Here is an 18,706-nt window from a genome sequence, read left to right as displayed (position 1 = left end):
AAGCATCGCAACCCGCCGTTTCCTCAAGCGCCGCGCAGCTTCTCGTCCAGCGCCGCCAGCCCCGCCGCAAACACGTTGCGGCCCACGGCGTTCGCCACGTCGCTCAATTCCGCGCCCTCGACGCGGAAGTCCGCCCACCACTGCACCAGGGTATGGCCGCTTTCGGTGACGGGAGTCAGTACCACGCCGGCCACGTAGTCGCGCATGGGCAGGTCGGTCTCGATGATGGAATAGCGCAGCGCCGTATTCGGATCGTCCAGCATCAGCAATTGCTCGCGCACGAAGCCGGATGGCTTGAGCGACAGATACCGCACGGTGCCCACGGCATCGTGGCGGCCGCCCTCTTCCAGGCGGCTTTCGGCAATGCCGGGATGCCAGGCGGACAGCCCGTTGAAATCGCGGAAGCTGGCCCAGACTTTCTGCAGCGGCGCGTGGATGATCGCGCTGACGTTGACGGTGTGCGGCATACGGACTCCTGCGGGCGCGCGGCCCTGGATAGAGGAAACTGCGGAAAACCGGTTCAGAAGGTCAGGCTCTTGAATTCGCGGGTCGCCGCGGTCAGCGCCTGTTCGGTGGGCAGCCGCTCCATCGAGCTTGCGCCATAGAAGCCATGACAATGCTTGCACGCGCGCAGCACGTGGGCCGCGTCCTCGGGCGTGGCGATGGGGCCGCCGTGGCACAGCACGATGACGTCGGGACGCACGGCCAGCGCAGCCGCGGCGATGCGGTCGATCGTGGCCACGCAATCGTCCAGTGTCAGCGCGGTCTCGGCGCCGATGGAACCGCCGGTGGTCAGGCCCATGTGGGCCACGATGATGTCGGCGCCGGCCCGGGTCATGGCCACGGCATCGTCCTCGTTGAACACATAGGGCGTGGTCAGCATGCCCTTCTCGTGCGCCAAACGGATCATGTCCACTTCCAGCGCGTAGCCCATGCCGGTCTCTTCCAGGTTGGCGCGGAAGGTGCCGTCGATCAGGCCCACCGTGGGGAAGTTCTGCACGCCGGCAAAGCCCTGGCGCTTGAGGTCGTCGAGAAACACGTCGAAATCGCAGAACGGGTCAGTACCGTTGACGCCGGCCAGCACCGGGGTCTTCTTCACCACCGGCAGCACCTCGCGTCCCATGTCCACCACGATCTCGTTGGCGTTGCCATAGGCCAGCAGGCCGGCCAGCGAGCCGCGCCCCGCCATGCGGTAGCGGCCCGAGTTGTAGATCACGATCAGGTCTATGCCGCCCGCTTCCTCGCACTTGGCCGACAGGCCGGTGCCCGCTCCGCCGCCCACGATGGGCGTGCGGGCGCGCACCATGGCGCGAAACTTGTCCAGGAGCTGGTTGCGGTCAAAGCGCGGCATGGCGGCGGTCCTCAGTGTGTGGCGATTTCAAGAAAATGGTCGACCGCGGTCTGGGCGAACAGCGGGTCGTTGATATGGCAAGGCACGCGCACCAGGCGGCGCTCGGCCGTCTGCACCAGATTGGCCTCCAGCGCCGCGAACAGCGCGGCGTCGGCCTCCGGATCCCAGAACGCCTGCCCCGGCGCGTCCAGGGCGGAGACGCCGCCTTCAGGGATCAGGAAGCGCACCGGCCCATGGCATTGGTTCAGCTTGGCGGCGATCCACTCGCCCTGGCGGGTGTTTTCTTCCACGGTGGTGCGCATCAGCGTCACCTGCGGATTGTGGGGATAGAACTTGCGGCCGCGATAGCGTTCGGGAACGGTATCCATGGCGCCGAAATTGACCATGTCCAGCGCGCCGCAGGAGCCCACGTAAGGCAGGCCGCTGCGGGCCACGGCACCGAAGCGGTCTTCGGTGCAGGCCAGCACGCCGCCGAACAGGAAGTCGCAGACTTCAGTCGTGGTCAGGTCCAGCACGCCGCCCAAGAGGCGGCTGTCCAGCAGCTTTTCCATCGACTGCCCGCCCGTGCCCGTGGCGTGGAATACCAGGCAGTCGTAGCGCGATTCCAGCAGCGGCGTCACCTGCTGCACGCAGGCGGTGGTGACGCCGAACATGGTGATGCCCACGGCGGGCCGGCCGTCATCGGCGACCGCGCTGGCAGCCTGCCTGAAGGCGCCGCCGATCGCGCCGGCGGCATTGGCCAGCACCCGGCGCGAGATGCGGTTAAGGCCCGCCACGTCCGTGACGGAGTACATCATGGCAATGTCCGACGGCCCGACATAGGGCGCGACGTTGCCCGAGGCCATGGTCGACACCATCAGCTTGGGCGTGCCGATGGGCAGCGCGCGCATGGCGGGCGTGATCAGGGCGGTGCCGCCCGAGCCGCCCAGGCCCAGCAGCGCGCCGATATCGGCGTTGCTGGCCGCGTAGCGTTCAAAGGCCAGCGCCATCGCTGCAATGGCCGTGCCGCGGTCGCCGGTGAAGACCGCAGCGGCGCCCTCGGGATGGCTGGCGGCCACCTCGCGCGCCTGCACCTGGGCCGCGCTGGCGGCGCCCGAGGTGGACACGTCCACCGACACCGGATCCAGCCCGTCCCGCCGCAGCAGGTCCATCACGTACTCGGCCTCATGGCCCTTGGTGTCATAGGTGGCGGCCACGTAGACCCGCCGGTTCGAATGCGTCATGACTCCTCCGCGGGCGGCTACACTCGGCGCGCGCCTCGATGTTTGGGGCCGCAAGGCCTGTAGAATATGGAAATGAGACGAAAGAATCATACTGAGACACCTATCTCACGTCAAACCCCTGCCCCTGCCGCCGCGAGCGCGGCGCGGCTGATCGCGCCCGCCAGTGCGCAGGCCGCCGCCAGCGGCGAACCGCCGCACGGTCCCCGCGCGCGCATGCGCAAGACCCTGCTGGATGCGGCGCAGCGCCTGATGGCCCAGGGAATCACGCCCTCGGTCGCCGAACTGGCCGAGCATGCGCAGGTGTCGCGCGCCACCGCCTACCGCTATTTTCCGAGCCAGAGCGCGCTGATCGCCGCCGTGGTGGACGAAAGCCTGGGGCCCATCCTGGCCTGGGATTCGGCCGCGCCAGACGCCGCCGACCGCGTCGACGAACTGCTGCGCTTCGCCTATCCCCGCCTGGAATCGCACGAGGCGCCGCTGCGCGCGGCCATCATGGTGTCGCTGCAGCAGCACGCCGAGGCCAGCGCGGGACGCGCCGGCGCCGAACCGCGGCTGGTGCGCGGACACCGTGTGGACATCCTCAAGCGCGCCATCGCGCCGCTGGCCGCCGAACTGACGCCGGCCCAGCTGGACCGCGTGGCGCAGGCCCTGTCGCTGGTCTACGGCACCGAGGTATTCCTGGTGCTGAAGGACATCTGGAAACTGGAACTGCCGGAACTCACCGATGTGGCCCGCTGGACCGCCCGCGCCATCATCGCGCAGGCGCTGGCCGAAGCCGGCTCCGGAAAGAAGCCGCCCGAAAAACGCGCCCGGAAGTAGCCGCGCCGCTTACTGGCCCGACTTGCGGTGGCTGCGGAAAAGCAAATGCGTGGCGGCAAGATGGAAGCGCACCGCGATCTCGGCGCATTCCGCATCGCGCGCGCGCAGCGCCGCGATGATCTGGCGGTGATGCTCCACGCTGCGCAGCATGTCGTCCTTGGTGTAGAAATAGAACGAGCCGATGATGATGGGCATGTCCAGCAGGTTTTCAACCATGGACCGCACCCGCGCGGATTGCGCCGCTTCGAGCAGCGCGTGGTGGAACTGGTTGTTGAAGTGCTGCACCTGCGCGACGCTGTCGGGCGCATCGGCGTTGATCGCATCGAGCATGCTCTGATTGATGCGATCCAGTTCGGCTATCTGCTCCGGAGTGGCCCGTTCCGCTGCCGCCTTGGCGGAATACGGTTCGAGCAGCATGCGCAGCTCGAACGCTTCGTCGATATCCCGGTCCTGCCAGCCCAGCACCACGGCACCGCGCCGGCCTTCGTGCTTGACCAGGCCGTCCGTCACCAGGCGTTCGATCGCGCTGCGCACGGGCGTACGGCTGACGGATAGCTCGGACGCGATGTGCTCTTCGCGCAGCCGTTCGCCGGGCATGAAGGAGCCTGCCATCAGGCGGCGGCGCAACTCTGCATAAACGTAATCGCGGGCGCTCGACATGAGGCGCATGACTCCAGATCCGGGTTCTCGAACTATACCGGAAGCCTCTTCCGGCAATCGCGCATGGCCGCGTCAACGCTGGCGTTGCGCCAGCCGCTCCAGGAACCTGGGCCAGACCTCCGGGTTCAGCAGCCGGGCGGGACGGCGTCCGGCCAACATATCCATGATCTGGCTGGCAGACCCTTGCGCGACCTTGCGCCGGCCTTCGTGCGTGACGCCTCCGGTGTGGTAGGTCGCCACGACGTCGGCGCGCAACAACAGGCCATGTCCGGGCGGTGGCGGCTCCTGGCTCCAGACATCCAGGCCCGCTCCCGCCAGCCGCCCGTCCTGCAAGGCGGCAAGCAAGGCCAGCTCATCATGGATGCCGCCGCGTGCGGTCGAAATGAACAACGCGCCGGGGCGCATCATGGCGTACGCCTCGGCCCCGATCATGCCGCGGGTCTCATCATTCAGCGGACAGTGCAGGCTCACCACGTCGGCCTGTTCCAGCAGTTGCGGCAGGCTTATGGGCTCGGCGCCGCGCGCCCGGATTTCCTCGGGCGGCAGCAGCGGATCGCAGGCCAGCACCCGCATGCCGAAGCCTGCGGCAACGCGCGCCACCCTGCGGCCGATTTCGCCGATGCCCACGATGCCCAGCGTGCGTCCATCGATCTCGCGACCCATCAGGGCCTCGCGTGAAGCAGCGGTTCCCGCCAGCAGCGCGGCCTGGGATTCGCGCAGGCGCTTGACCAGCGACAGCAGCAAGGCGAACGTCATCTCCGCCACCGACGCGGCATTGGCGCCCGCCTGGTTCACCACGGCCACCCCGGCCCGCGTGCAGGCCGTAACGTCCACGGTGTCGTAACCCGCGCCGCCCGAGGACACGCAAAGCAGCGACGGGCACTGCGCCAGCAGGCTGTCCGTGACCTGCCAGCGCGCGGGGACCTCGTCCTTCGCCGCGCTGACATGGTAGGCATGCGCACCGGCCAGCCCCGCCGCCGTGATCGCCTCGCCGCGCGCAGGCAGCACGTCGACGCTCAGGCCCGGCTCGCGCTCGAAGCTCGCGTCGAACGCGGGATCGATCCAGAGGTCCAGCCGGACGACGCGCATGCCGTCCGGCTGCCGCGCCGCCGAATTCACGACTGCGCCTCCGTGCAGCCCAGCTGCTTGAGCCGGGCATCGACCCAGGACGTATCCAGCGTTCCCGCCGCGATATCGGCCAGCATCTTCGTTTCCAGTTCGTGCTTGGACGCGGCGGCCTGGTACAGCGCCTCCGTCTGCTCGAACGGAATCGACAGCAGGCCGTCCTCGTCGCCCAGGATCAGGTCGCCCGGGGCAATCGTCATGCCATTCAAGGCGATGACGCAGTTGATCTCGCCAGGCCCATCCTTGTAGGGTCCGCGGTGGGTCACGCCGGCCGCATAGACCGGAAACGAGCCGCGACGGATCGCGCCGCTATCGCGGATCGCGCCATGGATCACGATGCCTGCGATGCCGCGCGTCTGCGCATAGCTGGTCATGATTTCGCCGATGATGGCGTTGGTCAGGTCGCCGCCCGCGTCCACCACGATCACATCGCCGGGCTGCGCCAGATCCAGCGCCTTGTGCACCAGCAGATTGTCGCCAGGACGGGTGCGCACGGTCAGGGCCGGACCGGCCAGCGGGCTGCCGTCGTGCATGGGCAGCAAGCTCGCGCCGCCCGCCGTCATCCGCGACATGCAGTCGCTGATGTTGGCCACCGGCACGCCCTTGAACTTGTCCACGGTTTGCTTGCTCACCGCACGCTTGCGGGCGTGGATCTCAAAACCGATCATCTTTGCTCCTGTCGGAAAAATTGCGATGTTTTGCCATTACTGCTTGGGAATGCCGGCGTCCTGCACGACCTTGCCGAAGATCTCGTGGTCCGCGCGATGCTGGCGGGCCAGATCCTCCGGTGTGCCCTTGAGCACGCTATAGCCGGCGTCTTCCAGTTTTTTCACCAACTCGGGCTGCGACTGGACTTTCTGCAGGGCCTGGTTCAGCGTGGCGACCACGTCGTCCGGCGTCTTGGCGGGAGCCATCAGGCCCCACCAGATCGACTGGTCGATCGTCTTGAATCCGCTTTCCGCGAAGGTCGGCACGTCGGGCAAGGCCGGCGCGCGTTCCTTGGCGACCACGGCCAACGCACGGACCTTGCCGCCGCGGATCTGCGGCAGCAGCGAAGCCACCGAGCCCACATACATGTCGATGCGGCCGCTGGCCAGATCCGGGAAGGCCTGGCCCCAGCCGCGGTAAGGCACGTGCATCAACTCCATGTTCGCCGCCTTGCGCCAGAGATAGCCGGTCAGGTCGCCGGTGCCGCCGATGCCGGGTATGCCCAGCGAGACCAGGCCGGGGCGGGCTTGCGCCGCCTTGACCACGTCGCCGACCGTCTTGAACGGAGACTCGGGCAGAACCACGAACACGCTGGGCGAAGTGGCCACGGGGCCGACAGGCTTGAAATCCTTGAAGGTGTCGTAGCTGAGCTTGTTGTAGAGCCAGGGATTCAGCACGATGTTGTCGGTCTGGGCCATCACCAGCGTATGCCCGTCCGGACGCGCGCGGGCGGTGGCGTCCAGCGCCAGGTTGCCGCCGGCGCCCGGTTTGTTTTCCACCACCATGTTCCAGCCCTGGTCCTGGCCGATCGCGCTGCCTATCATGCGGGTCAGCGTATCGGTGCCGCCTCCGGGCGGGAATGGGGAAATCAGCGTGATGGGCGCATTGCCCATATCCGCCGCATTCGCGGCGGCGCAACCCAGCACCAGCGTTGCCGCCAGCAGTTTCTTCAAAACCTTCATTGTCTTCCTCGCACAGTTGATTCTTGTTGGATATGCCGCACGCGGCATCGTGTTGCGCGCGTCGCTCAGTGCTCGCGCGCCAGCGTCGTCAGCCAGGCCAGGCGCGCCTCGACGGAGTCCGGCAGCTTGAAATCGCCGTCCGCCCGCGCATCCTGGATGCCCTTGCTGGTGCGGCTGAACAGCCGCTCGACGCCATCGAGCACCAGAGGCTCCAGACCCGCCTCCAGCAGTTGCTCGCGGGCTTCCCGGACTTCCGCCTGGCGGCGCTGCGCATGCAGCACGTGCGACCGGACAAACGAATCCATGAAGGCCGTGAGCGGGGTCTGGTCGATGTCCGCCAGCACCTCGTAAAGCGAGGCTCTCAATCCCATGGACTCGGCCGCCACCAGGCATTCCACGGCCAGGCTTTCCATGCCCTTGGTCATGATGCTGCGCAGCAGCTTCAGGCGCACGGCGTCGCCCGCCGCGCCTTGGATGGCGCGCGCCGGCGCCCCGCCGCTCTCGGCCAGCCGCAGTACGGCGTCCGTGCCGGTGCCGGCGCAGAGCAAGGGCGTGCGTTCCGCCAGCAGGGCGATGGCGCCCATGATCGCGACGTCGGTGAAGTCGGTGTTCCGTTCAGCGGCGGCCGCCGCAGCAGCCTGCATGTCGGGCGCGCTGGCCGTGGTGAAGTCGGCGTAGACCGCGCCCTGCCGCATGTGCGGAAAGCTCTGCCGCGCCATTTCCAGCGCGGCGTGGCCATACACCGCCGACACGACGATGTCCGCCTCTCCCAGCCACGCGCCCGGCTCGGCGTGCAACGCGGCGCCATGACGCCGGGCGCGTTCCGCCATTTCCTCGTCCTGCCGCAACTCGCAGATTCCGACCAGCGTGTGCCCGGCGGCGCCCCATGCCTGCGCATAGCAGGAACCGACTTCGCCGCATCCCATCAGAGCAATTTTCATCTCTATAAATACAATAAAAAAACAATGATGCTTTATAGACCGAAAATTTTGTCGATATTATTCGTGTAAACCCTAGTTTTTATGACTTTTTAGTACATTAAAAAAACAACATGGGAGCAAGATTCCATCTCAAGCAACCGCAACCGGACGCGCGCGCAGACGCCGCGCCGCGCAGGACGGGCGGCGGCAACAAGGCGCCTGGGTTCACGAAGGTTGGCGCTTGGCCTGGGATGGGAATGGCGCGATGCGCATGGCTGCCCCACGGCAGCCGCGTCAGCGCATCCCCTGACGCTTCAGGCGCGCCGGCTCATACCGGCTGAGATGGCGCGAGCCGTGCGGCACAGCGGCTCCAGGCACTGCACCACCATCTGGTCGGCGGTGCGCACGCCCTGGATCCAGACGATGTTGACGCAGCCGTAGAGCCGTCCCGGCGCGGCCATGATGGGCACGGCTATGGCCTCCAGCCTGTCGTTCTGGTCCTTGCGGGTCTTGTCGTAATCGCCGCCGAAGCGCTGTTCGCGCAGGCCGTAGCCCTGGCGGCGGGTCTGCTCCAGCATCTTCTCCACGGCGGCGCAATCGTGCGCCAGCGCGTCGCCTTCGCGGCGGCTGCGGCGCAACGCGGCCAGGATCGAATCGCGCTCCTTGTCGGCGCAGAAGGCCAGATAGGCGCGTCCCACCGCGGACCGCAGCATATTGATCTGGAAGCCGATGCTATCCCTGCGTATCGTGAAGTAGGACTGGCTGCGATTGGTCTCGCGCATGGCCATCGAGCTGCCGCGCCGTACCGTCAGGTCCGAGGGCCACAGCACCTCTGCCTGCAGGCGGTCCAGTTCCGGCGCCGCGCATTGCCCCAGCACGTCCAGCACGCGCGCGCGCCGGCTGGGTTCGTTGAGCGAGCTGGCCGGGCAGAAATAGTCATCGGCGATGCGCCGCCATATCAGGCCGCGCAATTGCAGCGTGGCAAGGATGCGCAACAGCGTGGCCTTGGCGTAGCCGGTGCTCAGATGCAGCTCCTGCAGGCTTGCGCCCTGCGTGGCGCGCACTTCGTCCAGCACGATCAGGCCGCGCTCCAGCGCGTCTATCGTCTTCACTTTCGGGTTCCAACGGCTCATTGCGCGCCCCTTTCGGACCAGACCTTCTGATTTCACTGAGTGAAACTCTAGCAAATCTCGCTTGAGCCGCCCAGCCGCCGCGAAATATCGTGGCGTCTGACGAAAGCCATGGTGGCTGGCGGAACGGGACGAGAGGCGGGAATGAGCGGACAGGCTGTACGCAATGTGCTCTGGATCATGTGCGACCAACTGCGCTGGGACTATCTGTCCTGCTATGGGCAGCCGCGGCTGCACACGCCCAACATCGACCGCCTGGCCGCCGAAGGCATGCGTTTCGATAACGCCTTCGTGCAGGGCCCGGTCTGCGGTCCGTCGCGCATGTCCTATTACACCGGCCGCTATGTCACCAGCCATGGCGCGGTATGGAACTTCGTGCCCATGCCCGTCAGCGAAATGACGCTGGGCGACCATCTGCGACCGCGGGGCGTGCGCGTGGCAGTGGCTGGCAAGACCCATGTCGAAGCCGACCGCTCGGGCCTGCGGCGCCTGGGCATAGACCCGGCAAGCGCCAACGGCATCCTGGCCGCGCAAGGCGGGTTCGAACCCTATGACCGCGACGACGGCATCTGGCCGCCGGGCTTCAGCGACGAATCGCATCACTACACCCAATACCTGCGCCGCCAGGGCTATGACGGCGCCAACCCCTGGCACGATCACGCCAACTCGGCGCTGGGCGCCAACGGCGAAATCCTTTCCGGCTGGAACATGCGCTACGCCGGGCTGCCGGCGCGCGTCGCGGAGACGGATTCCGAAACGCCCTACATGACCCGGCGCGCGATCGAGTTCATGGAGCAGAGCGGCAACCAGCCCTGGGTGCTGCACCTGTCCTACATCAAGCCGCACTGGCCCTATGTCGCGCCGGCGCCGTATCACGCGATGTACTCGGTCGACGACGTGCCCGCCGTGAAGCGGGCCGCGCGCGAACTGGACCACGCGCACCCCGTGCTGCAGGGCTTTCGCCAGGCGGAAGTCAGCAGGAACTTCTCCTGCGACCAGGTGCGCGAGACCGTCATCCCCACCTACATGGGCCTCATCAAACAGGTGGACGATCAGCTGGGCGTGCTGTTCGACTACCTGCGGCGCAGCGGCCGCGACCAGGACACCATGGTCATCTTCTGCAGCGACCATGGCGACTACCTGGGCGACCACTACCTGGGCGAGAAGGAACTGTTCCACGACTGCGTGGCCAAGGTGCCGCTCATCATCCGCCTGCCCGGCGACTCCGCGCCACGCGGCGCGGTGGAATCGCGCCTGGTGGAGGCCATAGACCTGGTGCCTACCATCCTGGACGCCATGGGCGCGGACATTCCCGACCACATCCTGGAAGGACGATCCCTGCTGCCGCTGCTGCGCGGCGAAACGCCGGCCGACTGGCGGCGGGCCGTGTTCTCGGAAAACAACTACGCGTTCCGCGACTTCGTGCGCGAACCGCTGGGCCGTCCCGCCGACGGCTGCCACACCATCATGGTGCGCGACCACGATTGGAAGTATGTCCATTTCGAAGGCCTGCGCCCCCAGCTATTCGACTTGCGCGCCGACCCGGACGAATACGACGACCTGGGCACGGACCCCGCGCTCGCGCCGGTCCGCGAACGCTACCAGGCCATGCTGTTCGACTGGCTGCGCAACCGCAAGATCCACCCCACCGTCAGCCACGCCGCCATGACGGGATGGACACGCAAGGAGGAATCGGCCGGCATCCATATCGGCAGGTGGTAGCGCAGCGCGCCCGGACCAGGGCGCCTGGAAAATAATCGTCAGGAGACAGCATGAAACCGCATTTACTTGCGCTGGCAGCCTGTATGGCCGCCAGCTCGGCCTCGCTCGCCCAGGCGAAAGAGGAATGGCCCACCCGCGCCATCCGCATCGTGGTCGCGTTTCCCGCGGGATCGCCGGGCGACACGGCGGCGCGCATCGTGGCCGACGCCGTGGGCCAGGCGCTGAAGCAGCCGCTCATCGTGGAAAACCGTCCCGGCGCCGGCGGCAACATCGGCGCGGAAGCGGTAGCCCGGTCAGCGGCCGACGGCTACACCTTCCTGGAAGCGCCCGACACGGTTGTCACCATCAACCCGGCCATCTACCGCAAGCTCAATTTCAAGGCGGACGACCTGACACCCGTGGTCGCGCTGGCGAACTTCAACCAGATGCTGGTGTGCTCGCCGGCGTCGGGCCTGCGCACGCTGGCGCAGCTGGACGCGCAGGCCCGCAAGACGCCGGGCGCGCTCAGCTACGCCTCCGGCGGCCAGGGCGTGCCCGGCCATCTGGCGATGGAGCTGTACCTGTCGGACGCCGGCCTGGACGTCCTGCACGTGCCCTACAAGGGCCCCTCGCCCGCCGCCCAGGACGTGCTGGCCGGGCAGGTTGCCTGCGGCTATCTGGCGTCGCCGGTGGTCGCGCCCTATGTGGCCGCCGGCAAGCTGTACGGCCTGGCGGTATCGGGCTCTGCGCGCTCGGTCCAGGCGCCGGACGTGCCCACCATGCAGCAGGCCGGCGTGGCCGGCTACGACGCCACCTTCCGCGAAATGCTGTTCGCCCCCAAGGGTACGCCCGCCGCCATCGTGCAGCGCATGAACGAGGAAGTGGCGCGCGCCCTGGCGCGGCCCGAGGTCAGGCAGAAGCTGCAGGGCAACGACCTGGATCCCCGGCCCGAGCCGCCCGACGTCACCGCGCGCCAGCTGCTCGACGACACCGCCAAGTGGACCGGCGTGATCCGCAAGATCAACCTGAAGGTCGACTGATACGGCGGACTGATACGCCCGCCCCGCTCCCTCCGTCCGCGCGCTTCCCTTGCGCGGACGGCATTACCCGACATAGGAGGCTTCATGAACGCCGCAGCATCCCCCACCGTCTTCGGTTCGCTGAACGACTACCGCAAGGGCTCCATCGAGATCACCCAAGGCTCGCCCCGCCATTACGTGTTTTCCAACATCTTCGAAGTGGCCGCGAATTCCGCGCCCTACGAAAAAGTGGTGGTCGGCAAGAACCTGGAATACGTCATCGAAACCCTGCGCGCCGAAGGCGTGTCGCCCTGGTACGCCTGCAGCCACGACGAATTCGCCATCGTGATGGACGGCCAGGTGCAGGTCGATTTCCTGGCGCTGGAACAGCCGCCCGCGGCCGCCGACGGCGCCGCGCTGGCGGGCCAGTCCCCCGCAGGCAAGCCCATGGGCCGCGCGCTGCTGGGCCGCGGCCACCAGTGCCTGCTGCCGGCGGGCTGCGCCTACCGCTTCAGTGCGCCGTATCCGGGCGTGCTGCTGATCCAGACCCGCGCAGGCGGCTTGTCCGTCGAGAAGTGGGCCGACATCTGCCTGCAATAAGCCGCAAGCCCGCCCATCCCATTCCCTCAGGAGACCCGACATGGCCATGCTGGACACCCCCGCCCTCAACCCCTCTTTCGCCGCCGGCAAGGTCGCCGCCAGCGCGGCCGACGCCGCGACCGGCTACAAGCGCTTCGATCTCGGCGCCTTCACCTTCACCCGCGACGAGTACTTCGTCAAGGTGCACTGGCCGTCCAAGGGCCAGACCCGCACCCATGCCATCGCGGCCGACGCCTTCCTGCGCGCCCTGATGCGCGACGTGGCCTGGGGCTTCTTCTACGGCTGGGTCAACTTCGACCACGTGTTCGGCACGCGCAACCACTACGGCAAGGTGGACGTCTACGCCGGCTCGTTCAACGGCGTGATGAAGGCGGCCGGCGTGGACTACACCGAGACCTTCGACACCCCGCTCATCATGGCCACCTTCAAGGCCATGCTGCACGACTGGACTAACGAAGGCTTCGATCCGTTCGCGGCACCCGAGGAAACCGGCTCCGCCTTCGGCCGCAAGCATGGCGACAACATCGCCGCCATCGAGCGTTCGCGCATCGCCACGCGGCGCATGCCCGGCCTGCCCGAGGACTCGCCGCTGCGCGACGACCTGCCCATCAACCGCGCCTTCGCCGACGTGACCCAGGACGAACCCGAGATCCATGCCGAACCGGGCTTCGAAGGCGCGCTCCACGCCTTCAGCCTGTTCAAGTACCTGTCGCGCTCGGACGTCACCTGGAATCCGTCCGTCACGTCGGTGTGCGGCGCCAGCCTGTTCTGCCCCACCACCGAGGAATTCATCCTGCCCGTCTTCCACGGCAATGACCGCGTGGAATGGTTTCTGCAGCTGTCGGATGAAATCGTGTGGGACATCGGCGACAAGGACACCGGCGCGCCGCGCGCCCGCGTCACCATGCGCGCCGGAGACATCTGCGCCATGCCCGCCGACATCCGCCACCAGGGCTACTCGACCAAGCGCTCGATGCTGCTGGTGTGGGAAAACGCGACGCCCGACCTGCCACAGCGCTACGAAAGCGGCGAACTCGCGCCCTATCCGGTCGCGTTCTGAACCCGTCCCGACCCACTGATCAACCAATACTCAACCATGCAGAACAAACTCTATATCGACGGCCGCTTCGTGGATGCGGCCGCCGGCGGCACGATAGACGTGCTCAATCCGCACGACGGAACCCTCATCACCGCCATCGCCGCGGCCGAGGCGGAAGACGTGGACCGCGCCGTGCAGGCCGCGCAACGCGCCTTTCCCGCCTGGTCGCGCATGGCCGCCGCCGAGCGCGGACGCCTGCTGCTCAAGCTGGCCGACCTGATCGAAGCCAACGCCGAGGAACTGGCGCAGCTGGAAACGCTGGACACCGGCCACCCGATACGCGACACGCGCGGCCTGGACGTGCCGCGCACCGCGGGCTGCTTCCGCTATTTCGGCGGCATGGCCGACAAATTGCAGGGCAGCGTGATCCCCGTCGAAGCGGGTTTCCTGAACTACGTGCAGCGCGCGCCCATCGGCGTGGTGGGCCAGATCGTGCCCTGGAACTTCCCGCTGATGTTCACCAGCTGGAAGCTCGGCCCCGCCCTGGCCGCCGGCAACACCGTGGTGCTCAAGCCTTCGGAGCTCACGCCGCTATCGACCCTGCGCATCGCCGAACTGATGGCCATGGCGGGCTTCCCCGAAGGCGTGGTCAACGTGGTCCCGGGCTATGGCCACACGGCCGGCCAGCGGCTGGCCGAGCACCCGGACGTGGGCAAGATCGCCTTCACGGGGTCCACCGCGACCGGCCGCCGCATCGTCGAGGCGTCCAAGGGCAATCTCAAGCGCGTGCAGCTGGAACTGGGCGGCAAGGGTGCCAACATCGTGTTCGACGACGCCAACCTGGACGCCGCTGTCAACGGCGCCGCCTGGGCCATCTTCCACAACCAGGGCCAGGCCTGCATCGCGGGCTCGCGGCTGATGCTGCACGACAGGATCGCCGACGCCTTCCTGGAACGCTTCACGGCGCTGGCGAACTCGATCCGCCTGGGCGACCCGCGCTCGCCCGATACCGAAATGGGGCCGCTGACCTCGGCGCAGCACCGCGACAAGGTGCTGTCCTACGTGGGCATCGCCGCCGAACAGGGCGCGCGCCTGCTGGCCGGCGGCAAGGCGCCCGGCGGCGAGCTGGCTTCGGGCTACTACGTCACGCCCACCATCGTCGAGGCCAGGCCCCGGGACCGCGTCGCGCAGGAAGAAGTGTTCGGCCCCTTCGTCACCGTGCTGCGCTTCGGCAGCGACGAGGAAGCCCTGGCCATCGCCAATGCCACCGACTACGGCCTGGGCAGCGGGCTGTGGACGCGCGACCTGGCGCGGGCCCACAAGCTGGCCGGCGCCATCCATGCGGGCATGTGCTGGATCAACTGCTACAAGCGGGTCAATCCCGGCAGCCCCTTCGGCGGCGTGGGCCAGTCGGGCTACGGCCGCGAGATGGGCTTCGAGGCCATGCATGACTACACTGAAGCCAGGTCCGTGTGGGTCAATGTGGACGCCGCCGTGCCGCCGCATTTCAAGCGCTGAGGAGCTGCCGTGAACACCGCCATGCCAAACGCCGAAACCGCCCTGACCGATATGGTCGCCGCCGCATTCGCCCAGACGCCGGACCCGCGACTGCGGCAGCTGATGCAGTCCCTGGTGCGGCACCTGCACGCCTTCGTCGCCGACGTCGAACCCACCGAGGCCGAATGGATGGCGGCGATCCGGTTCCTGACCGAAACCGGCCAGATCTGCGACGGCGCCGTGCGGCAGGAATTCATCCTGCTGTCGGACACGCTGGGGGTGTCGATGCTGGTGGACGCCATCAACCACCGCAAGCCGGGCCAGGCCACCGAAAGCACGGTGTTCGGCCCCTTCTACATCGCCGGCATGCCCGACCGCGCGCCGGGCGAGGACATGGCGCAGACCCCGGGCGAGCCCGCGCTGGTGCACGGCCACGTCCGCGACACCGAGGGCCGGCCGCTGGCCGGCGCCGTGCTCGACGTGTGGCAGACGGCCGCCAACGGCATGTACTCGGGCCAGGACGTGGAGCAGCCGCGGGGCAATCTGCGCGGACGCTACCGCAGCGGCGAGGACGGCTCCTTTGCCATCCGCACCATCCTGCCCGTGTCCTACCCGATTCCGGGCGACGGTCCCGTCGGCCGCATGATGGCGGCCACCGGCCGCCACATCTTCCGGCCGGCGCATCTGCATTTCATGATCGACGCCCCCGGACACCAGCGCCTGGTCACCCATCTGTTCAACGCCGGCGATCCGTATCTGGCCTCGGACGCGGTGTTCGGCGTGAAGCCGTCGCTGGTCCTGCAATACGGCAGGCAGGCCGCGGATTCCGCGCTGGGCAAGCGCTACGGCTTCGAGACGGGCTTCCACGAGGGATGCTATGACTTCGTGCTGCCCCGCGCCTGAAGCGGCGTCGCGGACGGCGCTGTGCCGCATCGATGACATACCTGACGGCGGTTCGCTGCGGGTGGACCTGGAGGCGCAGCCGCTGATCCTGCTGCGGCGCGGGGCGGCGGTCTGGGGCTACCTGAACCGCTGCCCGCACTTTTCCGTCACGCTGGACGCCGCGCACGGCGCGGTGCTGACCTACGAAGGCCAGGTCCTGATGTGCGCGCACCATTCGGCCCTGTTCCGCTTCGAGGACGGGCTGTGCATCGAAGGCCCGTGCCAGGGCGCGGCGCTGGATCCGCAGCCCCTGCGCATCGAAGCAGGCAGCGTCTACGCGGCGGATTCGAAGCCGCGCAGCGCGCTGGCCAGATTGGGCCCCAGGTCGTCAGACAAATAGCCGCCTTCCTGCACCAGCACGGTGGGCAGGCCCAGCGACGCCACCTGGGCCAGGATGGCCGCGAAGCCCGGCGTGGTCACGGCCAGTCCCTTGTACGGGTCCTTCTCGTGCGCATCCAGCCCCAGCGCGACGACCAATGCGCCTGGCGCGAACGCCTGGATCTCCAGGCAGACGCGCTTGAGCGCCGCCAGATAGCCCTCGTCGCCCGTTCCGACTGCCAAGGGCCGGTTGATGTTGTAGCCCAGCCCGTCGCCCTCGCCGGTTTCGTGCGCATGGCCGACGAAGAACGGCGTGGTGTTGTAGGCGTCCGCGTGCAGCGACACGGTCAGCACGTCGGCGCGGCGGTAGAAGATGCCCTGCGTGCCGTTGCCGTGATGCACGTCCAGGTCCAGGATCGCGACGCGCGGATGGACGGCGCGCAGGCACTGGGCCGCGATGGCCGTGTTGTTCAGGTAGCAGAAGCCGTTGGCGCGCTCGGTGTAGGCGTGGTGACCGGGCGGCCGGCACAGGGCGTAGGCCGCGCGCTCGCCGTCCAGCACCAGGCGGGCGGCGTGCGTGGCGCAATGCGCGGACCAGACGGCCGCCTCCCAGGTGCCCGCGCCTATCGGGCACGCGGTATCGCCCATGTGATAGCCCGCCAGGCCCACGATGTGCTCGGGATAGGCACAGGGTTCGCCCGGAAAGGGATGCACGTTCGCGATCACTTCGTCCGAGGCGTCGGGCAGCTCGCGCCAGCGGGCGTGGGCCGTTTCCAGGAAGCGCAGGTAGCGCGGCGCATGCACCGCGGCGCGCGGGCCGGCGCCGTGGTCGTCCGGCGCGATGATCTCGTGCCCCGCGCCGATTGCGGCCGCCAGCAGGCGGGCGCCGCGCTCGGGCTGTTCGTTGCTGCGCTTGACCTTGCCGCGCGAGATGAAGAACTGCGGATCGTGAAGCTGGTGCTTGTCGCTGTAGACGACCTTCATGGTTTTGCTGCGCTCCCGGGCTTGCCGCCCGCGGCGCCATGCTGCGAGACGAACAGGTTGCGGACGTGCTGCCAGGCATCGTCCAGGTGAACTTTCATGCAGGCCTGCGCCGCCGCCGCATCGCGCTTCGCCAGCGCGTCCAGAATGGGCTGGTGCGTGGCCGCCACCATTTCCGGGTCCTGGTACACGTTGTCGATCAGCGAAATGATCATGCGCATCTCGGTCTGGGTGCTGGAAAACAGGCGCAGCAGATAGGCATTGCCCGAGAGCTCGCAGATCAGGGTATGGAAGCTCAGGTCCAGTTCGATGCGGCGGTGCTGCGGCGCGTCGGCGGCCTCGGCCATCATCAGGGACAGCAGGTCCTTCAAGCGCGCCAGGCCGGCCGCGTCCGCGTGCTGGCAGGCCGCCGCCACCGCGGTCAACTCCAGGCTCAGGCGGACCTGGAACAGGTCGTCGATCTCGCGCACCGACATCTCGCGCACGAAGAAGCCGCGGCGCGGCTTGGACACCAGAATGCCCTGGCGCTCCAGGCGGCGCGAAGCCTCGCGCACCGGGGCGCGGCTGATCGCCATCTGCCGCGCGATCTCGGCTTCGACCACCCGGCTGCCCGGCGGCAGGCGCCCCTGCACGATGGCCTGGGTCAGCCGGTCCTCGACCACGCCGACCAGGTCGGGAACATTGACGGATTCGAAAGGGCTGTGGAGGTCCGGGGTCTCGGGCATGGCGGGTTCTGTCTCGTTCTGGGGTGATGAATTGCAGCAAGGCGTCAGCTATATAGCACCCCATTTTTTGGAAGCATATCAGTGTTACTGCTAACTGTCGACAGTTGACTATCGACGCATAATCCTTCGCATCCCGGCCCGCCACGGAGGCCGAGCTCAACCAAGGACGCATGAATGGTCACACCCCTCGACACCGCGCCGCAGTCCATGAGTGCGGCGGAGTGGCAAACCCGCCAGGATCTCGCCGCGTGCTACCGGCTGACCGCCCACTTCGGCATGGACGACAGCATCTACACCCATATCTCGGCGCGCGTGCCGGGCGAGGAAGGCGCGTTCCTGATCAACCCCTACGGCCATCTGTTCCGCGACATCACGCCCGAATCGCTGGTCAAGGTCGGCATGGACGGCCACGCGGTCGCGCCCACCGACCATGACGTGAACCCGGCGGGCTTCACCATCCACAGCGCCGTGCACATGGGCCGCCCCGAAGCGGGCTGCGTGCTGCACACGCATACCGTCGCGGGCGTGGCCGTGTCCTCGCTGGCCTGCGGCCTGCAGCCGGTGAACCAATGGGCGCTGCAGTTCTACAACCGGGTCGCGTACCACGACTACGAAGGCATCGCGCTGGACCTGGAGGAACGCGAGCGCCTGGTCGCCGACCTGGGCCAGCACAAGGCCATGATCCTGCGCAACCACGGCTTGCTGACGGTGGGCGCCACGGTCGCCGAAGCCTTCATCCTCATGCTCAACCTGGACCGCGCCTGCCGCGTCCAGCTGGCGATCCAATCGACGGGCCAGGCGACCTACCCGGTCAGCCCGCAGGTCAGCGAAAAGACCGCGCGGCAGTACGCCAGCGGCGACACCAACCGCCTGCCCGGCGCCACCGACCCCAGCGAACGCGAATGGCGCGCGCTGCTCAAGCTGGTGCATCCCCAGTCCAGCGCTCCCGCCGCGCCGCGCGCCTGAAGCGCGCTCCGGCTCCCGAC

20 protein-coding genes are annotated in these 18,706 nt (G+C 67.9%); 9 read left to right on the top strand and 11 right to left on the bottom strand.

The features are described from left to right. Positions 1–23: 23 nt before the first annotated feature. The 3 genes from HWY37_RS07130 to HWY37_RS07120 are packed head-to-tail and all read right to left on the bottom strand — an operon-like array spanning position 24 to position 2,574. A complete protein-coding gene (locus HWY37_RS07130) occupies positions 24–467 on the bottom strand; it encodes an SRPBCC family protein (RefSeq protein WP_175209767.1) in 444 nt (147 codons plus the stop codon). 53 nt (positions 468–520) lie between these two features. After that, a complete protein-coding gene (locus HWY37_RS07125) occupies positions 521–1,351 on the bottom strand; it encodes a phosphoenolpyruvate hydrolase family protein (RefSeq protein ID WP_176088229.1) in 831 nt (276 codons plus the stop codon). Between the two features lie 11 nt (positions 1,352–1,362). Beyond that, a complete protein-coding gene (locus HWY37_RS07120; protein WP_176088228.1) occupies positions 1,363–2,574 on the bottom strand; it encodes a Tm-1-like ATP-binding domain-containing protein in 1,212 nt (403 codons plus the stop codon). A gap of 147 nt (positions 2,575–2,721) precedes the next feature. On the opposite strand from HWY37_RS07120, the gene HWY37_RS07115 reads away from it, so the two are divergent. Next, positions 2,722–3,393 carry a TetR/AcrR family transcriptional regulator gene (locus HWY37_RS07115; protein WP_176088489.1) on the top strand — a complete coding sequence of 224 codons (672 nt, stop codon included), beginning with the start codon at positions 2,722–2,724 and terminating at the stop codon, positions 3,391–3,393. A 9-nt stretch (positions 3,394–3,402) separates the two neighbouring features. Here HWY37_RS07115 and HWY37_RS07110 read toward each other — a convergent pair whose 3' ends face one another. The 6 genes from HWY37_RS07110 to HWY37_RS07085 all read right to left on the bottom strand — a co-directional run bounded on the left by HWY37_RS07110 (position 3,403) and on the right by HWY37_RS07085 (position 8,901). Then, on the bottom strand, positions 3,403–4,053 hold the full coding sequence (locus tag HWY37_RS07110) for a GntR family transcriptional regulator (protein ID WP_175209786.1): 651 nt from the start codon (positions 4,051–4,053) through the stop codon (positions 3,403–3,405). Between the two features lie 72 nt (positions 4,054–4,125). Further along, positions 4,126–5,142 (bottom strand): hydroxyacid dehydrogenase, encoded by a 1,017-nt coding sequence (locus HWY37_RS07105; RefSeq protein WP_176088488.1) that lies wholly within the window; start codon positions 5,140–5,142, stop codon positions 4,126–4,128. Positions 5,143–5,168: 26 nt separating this feature from the next. After that, complete coding sequence (locus tag HWY37_RS07100; protein ID WP_175209761.1) at positions 5,169–5,846, bottom strand: RraA family protein; 678 nt, start codon at positions 5,844–5,846, stop codon at positions 5,169–5,171. Between the two features lie 36 nt (positions 5,847–5,882). Continuing rightward, positions 5,883–6,848: a Bug family tripartite tricarboxylate transporter substrate binding protein gene (locus HWY37_RS07095; protein WP_175209759.1), complete on the bottom strand. Its 966-nt coding sequence runs from the start codon at positions 6,846–6,848 to the stop codon at positions 5,883–5,885. Between the two features lie 65 nt (positions 6,849–6,913). Continuing rightward, on the bottom strand, positions 6,914–7,789 hold the full coding sequence (locus HWY37_RS07090; RefSeq protein ID WP_176088227.1) for an NAD(P)-dependent oxidoreductase: 876 nt from the start codon (positions 7,787–7,789) through the stop codon (positions 6,914–6,916). Positions 7,790–8,082: 293 nt separating this feature from the next. Beyond that, positions 8,083–8,901 carry an IclR family transcriptional regulator domain-containing protein gene (locus HWY37_RS07085; RefSeq protein ID WP_176088226.1) on the bottom strand — a complete coding sequence of 273 codons (819 nt, stop codon included), beginning with the start codon at positions 8,899–8,901 and terminating at the stop codon, positions 8,083–8,085. A 141-nt stretch (positions 8,902–9,042) separates the two neighbouring features. Between HWY37_RS07085 and HWY37_RS07080 the strand changes: the two genes are divergently transcribed. The 7 genes from HWY37_RS07080 to HWY37_RS07050 all read left to right on the top strand — a co-directional run bounded on the left by HWY37_RS07080 (position 9,043) and on the right by HWY37_RS07050 (position 16,036). Then, the gene (locus HWY37_RS07080; protein WP_176088225.1) at positions 9,043–10,620 is read left to right on the top strand and encodes an alkaline phosphatase family protein; all 1,578 of its coding nucleotides are present in this window, start codon (positions 9,043–9,045) and stop codon (positions 10,618–10,620) included. A gap of 50 nt (positions 10,621–10,670) precedes the next feature. Continuing rightward, positions 10,671–11,639, top strand: a complete 969-nt coding sequence (locus HWY37_RS07075) for a tripartite tricarboxylate transporter substrate binding protein (protein WP_175209751.1) — start codon at positions 10,671–10,673, stop codon at positions 11,637–11,639. A gap of 84 nt (positions 11,640–11,723) precedes the next feature. Beyond that, a complete protein-coding gene (locus HWY37_RS07070) occupies positions 11,724–12,218 on the top strand; it encodes a cupin domain-containing protein (RefSeq protein WP_176088224.1) in 495 nt (164 codons plus the stop codon). 40 nt (positions 12,219–12,258) lie between these two features. Then, the gene (locus HWY37_RS07065) at positions 12,259–13,278 is read left to right on the top strand and encodes a hydroxyquinol 1,2-dioxygenase (RefSeq protein ID WP_176088223.1); all 1,020 of its coding nucleotides are present in this window, start codon (positions 12,259–12,261) and stop codon (positions 13,276–13,278) included. Positions 13,279–13,314: 36 nt separating this feature from the next. Beyond that, the gene (locus tag HWY37_RS07060; RefSeq protein ID WP_176088222.1) at positions 13,315–14,775 is read left to right on the top strand and encodes an aldehyde dehydrogenase family protein; all 1,461 of its coding nucleotides are present in this window, start codon (positions 13,315–13,317) and stop codon (positions 14,773–14,775) included. Between the two features lie 21 nt (positions 14,776–14,796). Next, positions 14,797–15,657: an intradiol ring-cleavage dioxygenase gene (locus tag HWY37_RS07055; RefSeq protein WP_176088487.1), complete on the top strand. Its 861-nt coding sequence runs from the start codon at positions 14,797–14,799 to the stop codon at positions 15,655–15,657. Continuing rightward, entirely contained in the window at positions 15,632–16,036 is a 405-nt protein-coding gene (locus HWY37_RS07050; protein ID WP_176088221.1) for a Rieske (2Fe-2S) protein, read from the top strand. The genes HWY37_RS07055 and HWY37_RS07050 overlap by 26 nt, the downstream gene beginning before the upstream one ends. Here the strand turns inward: HWY37_RS07050 and HWY37_RS07045 are convergent. Continuing rightward, positions 15,970–16,998 (bottom strand): histone deacetylase family protein, encoded by a 1,029-nt coding sequence (locus HWY37_RS07045; RefSeq protein ID WP_176088220.1) that lies wholly within the window; start codon positions 16,996–16,998, stop codon positions 15,970–15,972. The genes HWY37_RS07050 and HWY37_RS07045 overlap by 67 nt on opposite strands. After that, the gene (locus HWY37_RS07040; RefSeq protein ID WP_176088219.1) at positions 16,995–17,720 is read right to left on the bottom strand and encodes a GntR family transcriptional regulator; all 726 of its coding nucleotides are present in this window, start codon (positions 17,718–17,720) and stop codon (positions 16,995–16,997) included. Before HWY37_RS07040 ends, HWY37_RS07045 begins: the two co-directional genes overlap by 4 nt. Before the next feature lie 174 nt (positions 17,721–17,894). Between HWY37_RS07040 and HWY37_RS07035 the strand changes: the two genes are divergently transcribed. Continuing rightward, on the top strand, positions 17,895–18,686 hold the full coding sequence (locus HWY37_RS07035) for a class II aldolase/adducin family protein (protein ID WP_246302217.1): 792 nt from the start codon (positions 17,895–17,897) through the stop codon (positions 18,684–18,686). Positions 18,687–18,706 lie beyond the last annotated feature (20 nt).

The sequence above is a fragment of the Achromobacter anxifer genome, assembly GCF_903652925.1.
In the GTDB taxonomy this organism is placed as follows: Bacteria; Pseudomonadota; Gammaproteobacteria; order Burkholderiales; family Burkholderiaceae_B; genus Achromobacter; species Achromobacter anxifer.
This window is presented reverse-complemented; position numbering and strand designations above follow the sequence as displayed.

Coding starts and splice junctions, on each gene's coding strand:
- HWY37_RS07090 (WP_176088227.1), bottom strand. CDS start 7,789: ATGAAAATTGCTCTGATGGGATGCGGCGAAGTCGGTTCCTGCTATGCG.
- HWY37_RS07085 (WP_176088226.1), bottom strand. CDS start 8,901: ATGAGCCGTTGGAACCCGAAAGTGAAGACGATAGACGCGCTGGAGCGC.
- HWY37_RS07050 (WP_176088221.1), top strand. CDS start 15,632: ATGACTTCGTGCTGCCCCGCGCCTGAAGCGGCGTCGCGGACGGCGCTG.
- HWY37_RS07075 (WP_175209751.1), top strand. CDS start 10,671: ATGAAACCGCATTTACTTGCGCTGGCAGCCTGTATGGCCGCCAGCTCG.
- HWY37_RS07045 (WP_176088220.1), bottom strand. CDS start 16,998: ATGAAGGTCGTCTACAGCGACAAGCACCAGCTTCACGATCCGCAGTTC.
- HWY37_RS07120 (WP_176088228.1), bottom strand. CDS start 2,574: ATGACGCATTCGAACCGGCGGGTCTACGTGGCCGCCACCTATGACACC.
- HWY37_RS07100 (WP_175209761.1), bottom strand. CDS start 5,846: ATGATCGGTTTTGAGATCCACGCCCGCAAGCGTGCGGTGAGCAAGCAA.
- HWY37_RS07040 (WP_176088219.1), bottom strand. CDS start 17,720: ATGCCCGAGACCCCGGACCTCCACAGCCCTTTCGAATCCGTCAATGTT.
- HWY37_RS07080 (WP_176088225.1), top strand. CDS start 9,043: ATGAGCGGACAGGCTGTACGCAATGTGCTCTGGATCATGTGCGACCAA.
- HWY37_RS07035 (WP_246302217.1), top strand. CDS start 17,895: ATGGTCACACCCCTCGACACCGCGCCGCAGTCCATGAGTGCGGCGGAG.
- HWY37_RS07070 (WP_176088224.1), top strand. CDS start 11,724: ATGAACGCCGCAGCATCCCCCACCGTCTTCGGTTCGCTGAACGACTAC.
- HWY37_RS07060 (WP_176088222.1), top strand. CDS start 13,315: ATGCAGAACAAACTCTATATCGACGGCCGCTTCGTGGATGCGGCCGCC.
- HWY37_RS07130 (WP_175209767.1), bottom strand. CDS start 467: ATGCCGCACACCGTCAACGTCAGCGCGATCATCCACGCGCCGCTGCAG.
- HWY37_RS07110 (WP_175209786.1), bottom strand. CDS start 4,053: ATGTCGAGCGCCCGCGATTACGTTTATGCAGAGTTGCGCCGCCGCCTG.
- HWY37_RS07055 (WP_176088487.1), top strand. CDS start 14,797: ATGCCAAACGCCGAAACCGCCCTGACCGATATGGTCGCCGCCGCATTC.
- HWY37_RS07065 (WP_176088223.1), top strand. CDS start 12,259: ATGGCCATGCTGGACACCCCCGCCCTCAACCCCTCTTTCGCCGCCGGC.
- HWY37_RS07125 (WP_176088229.1), bottom strand. CDS start 1,351: ATGCCGCGCTTTGACCGCAACCAGCTCCTGGACAAGTTTCGCGCCATG.
- HWY37_RS07105 (WP_176088488.1), bottom strand. CDS start 5,142: ATGCGCGTCGTCCGGCTGGACCTCTGGATCGATCCCGCGTTCGACGCG.
- HWY37_RS07095 (WP_175209759.1), bottom strand. CDS start 6,848: ATGAAGGTTTTGAAGAAACTGCTGGCGGCAACGCTGGTGCTGGGTTGC.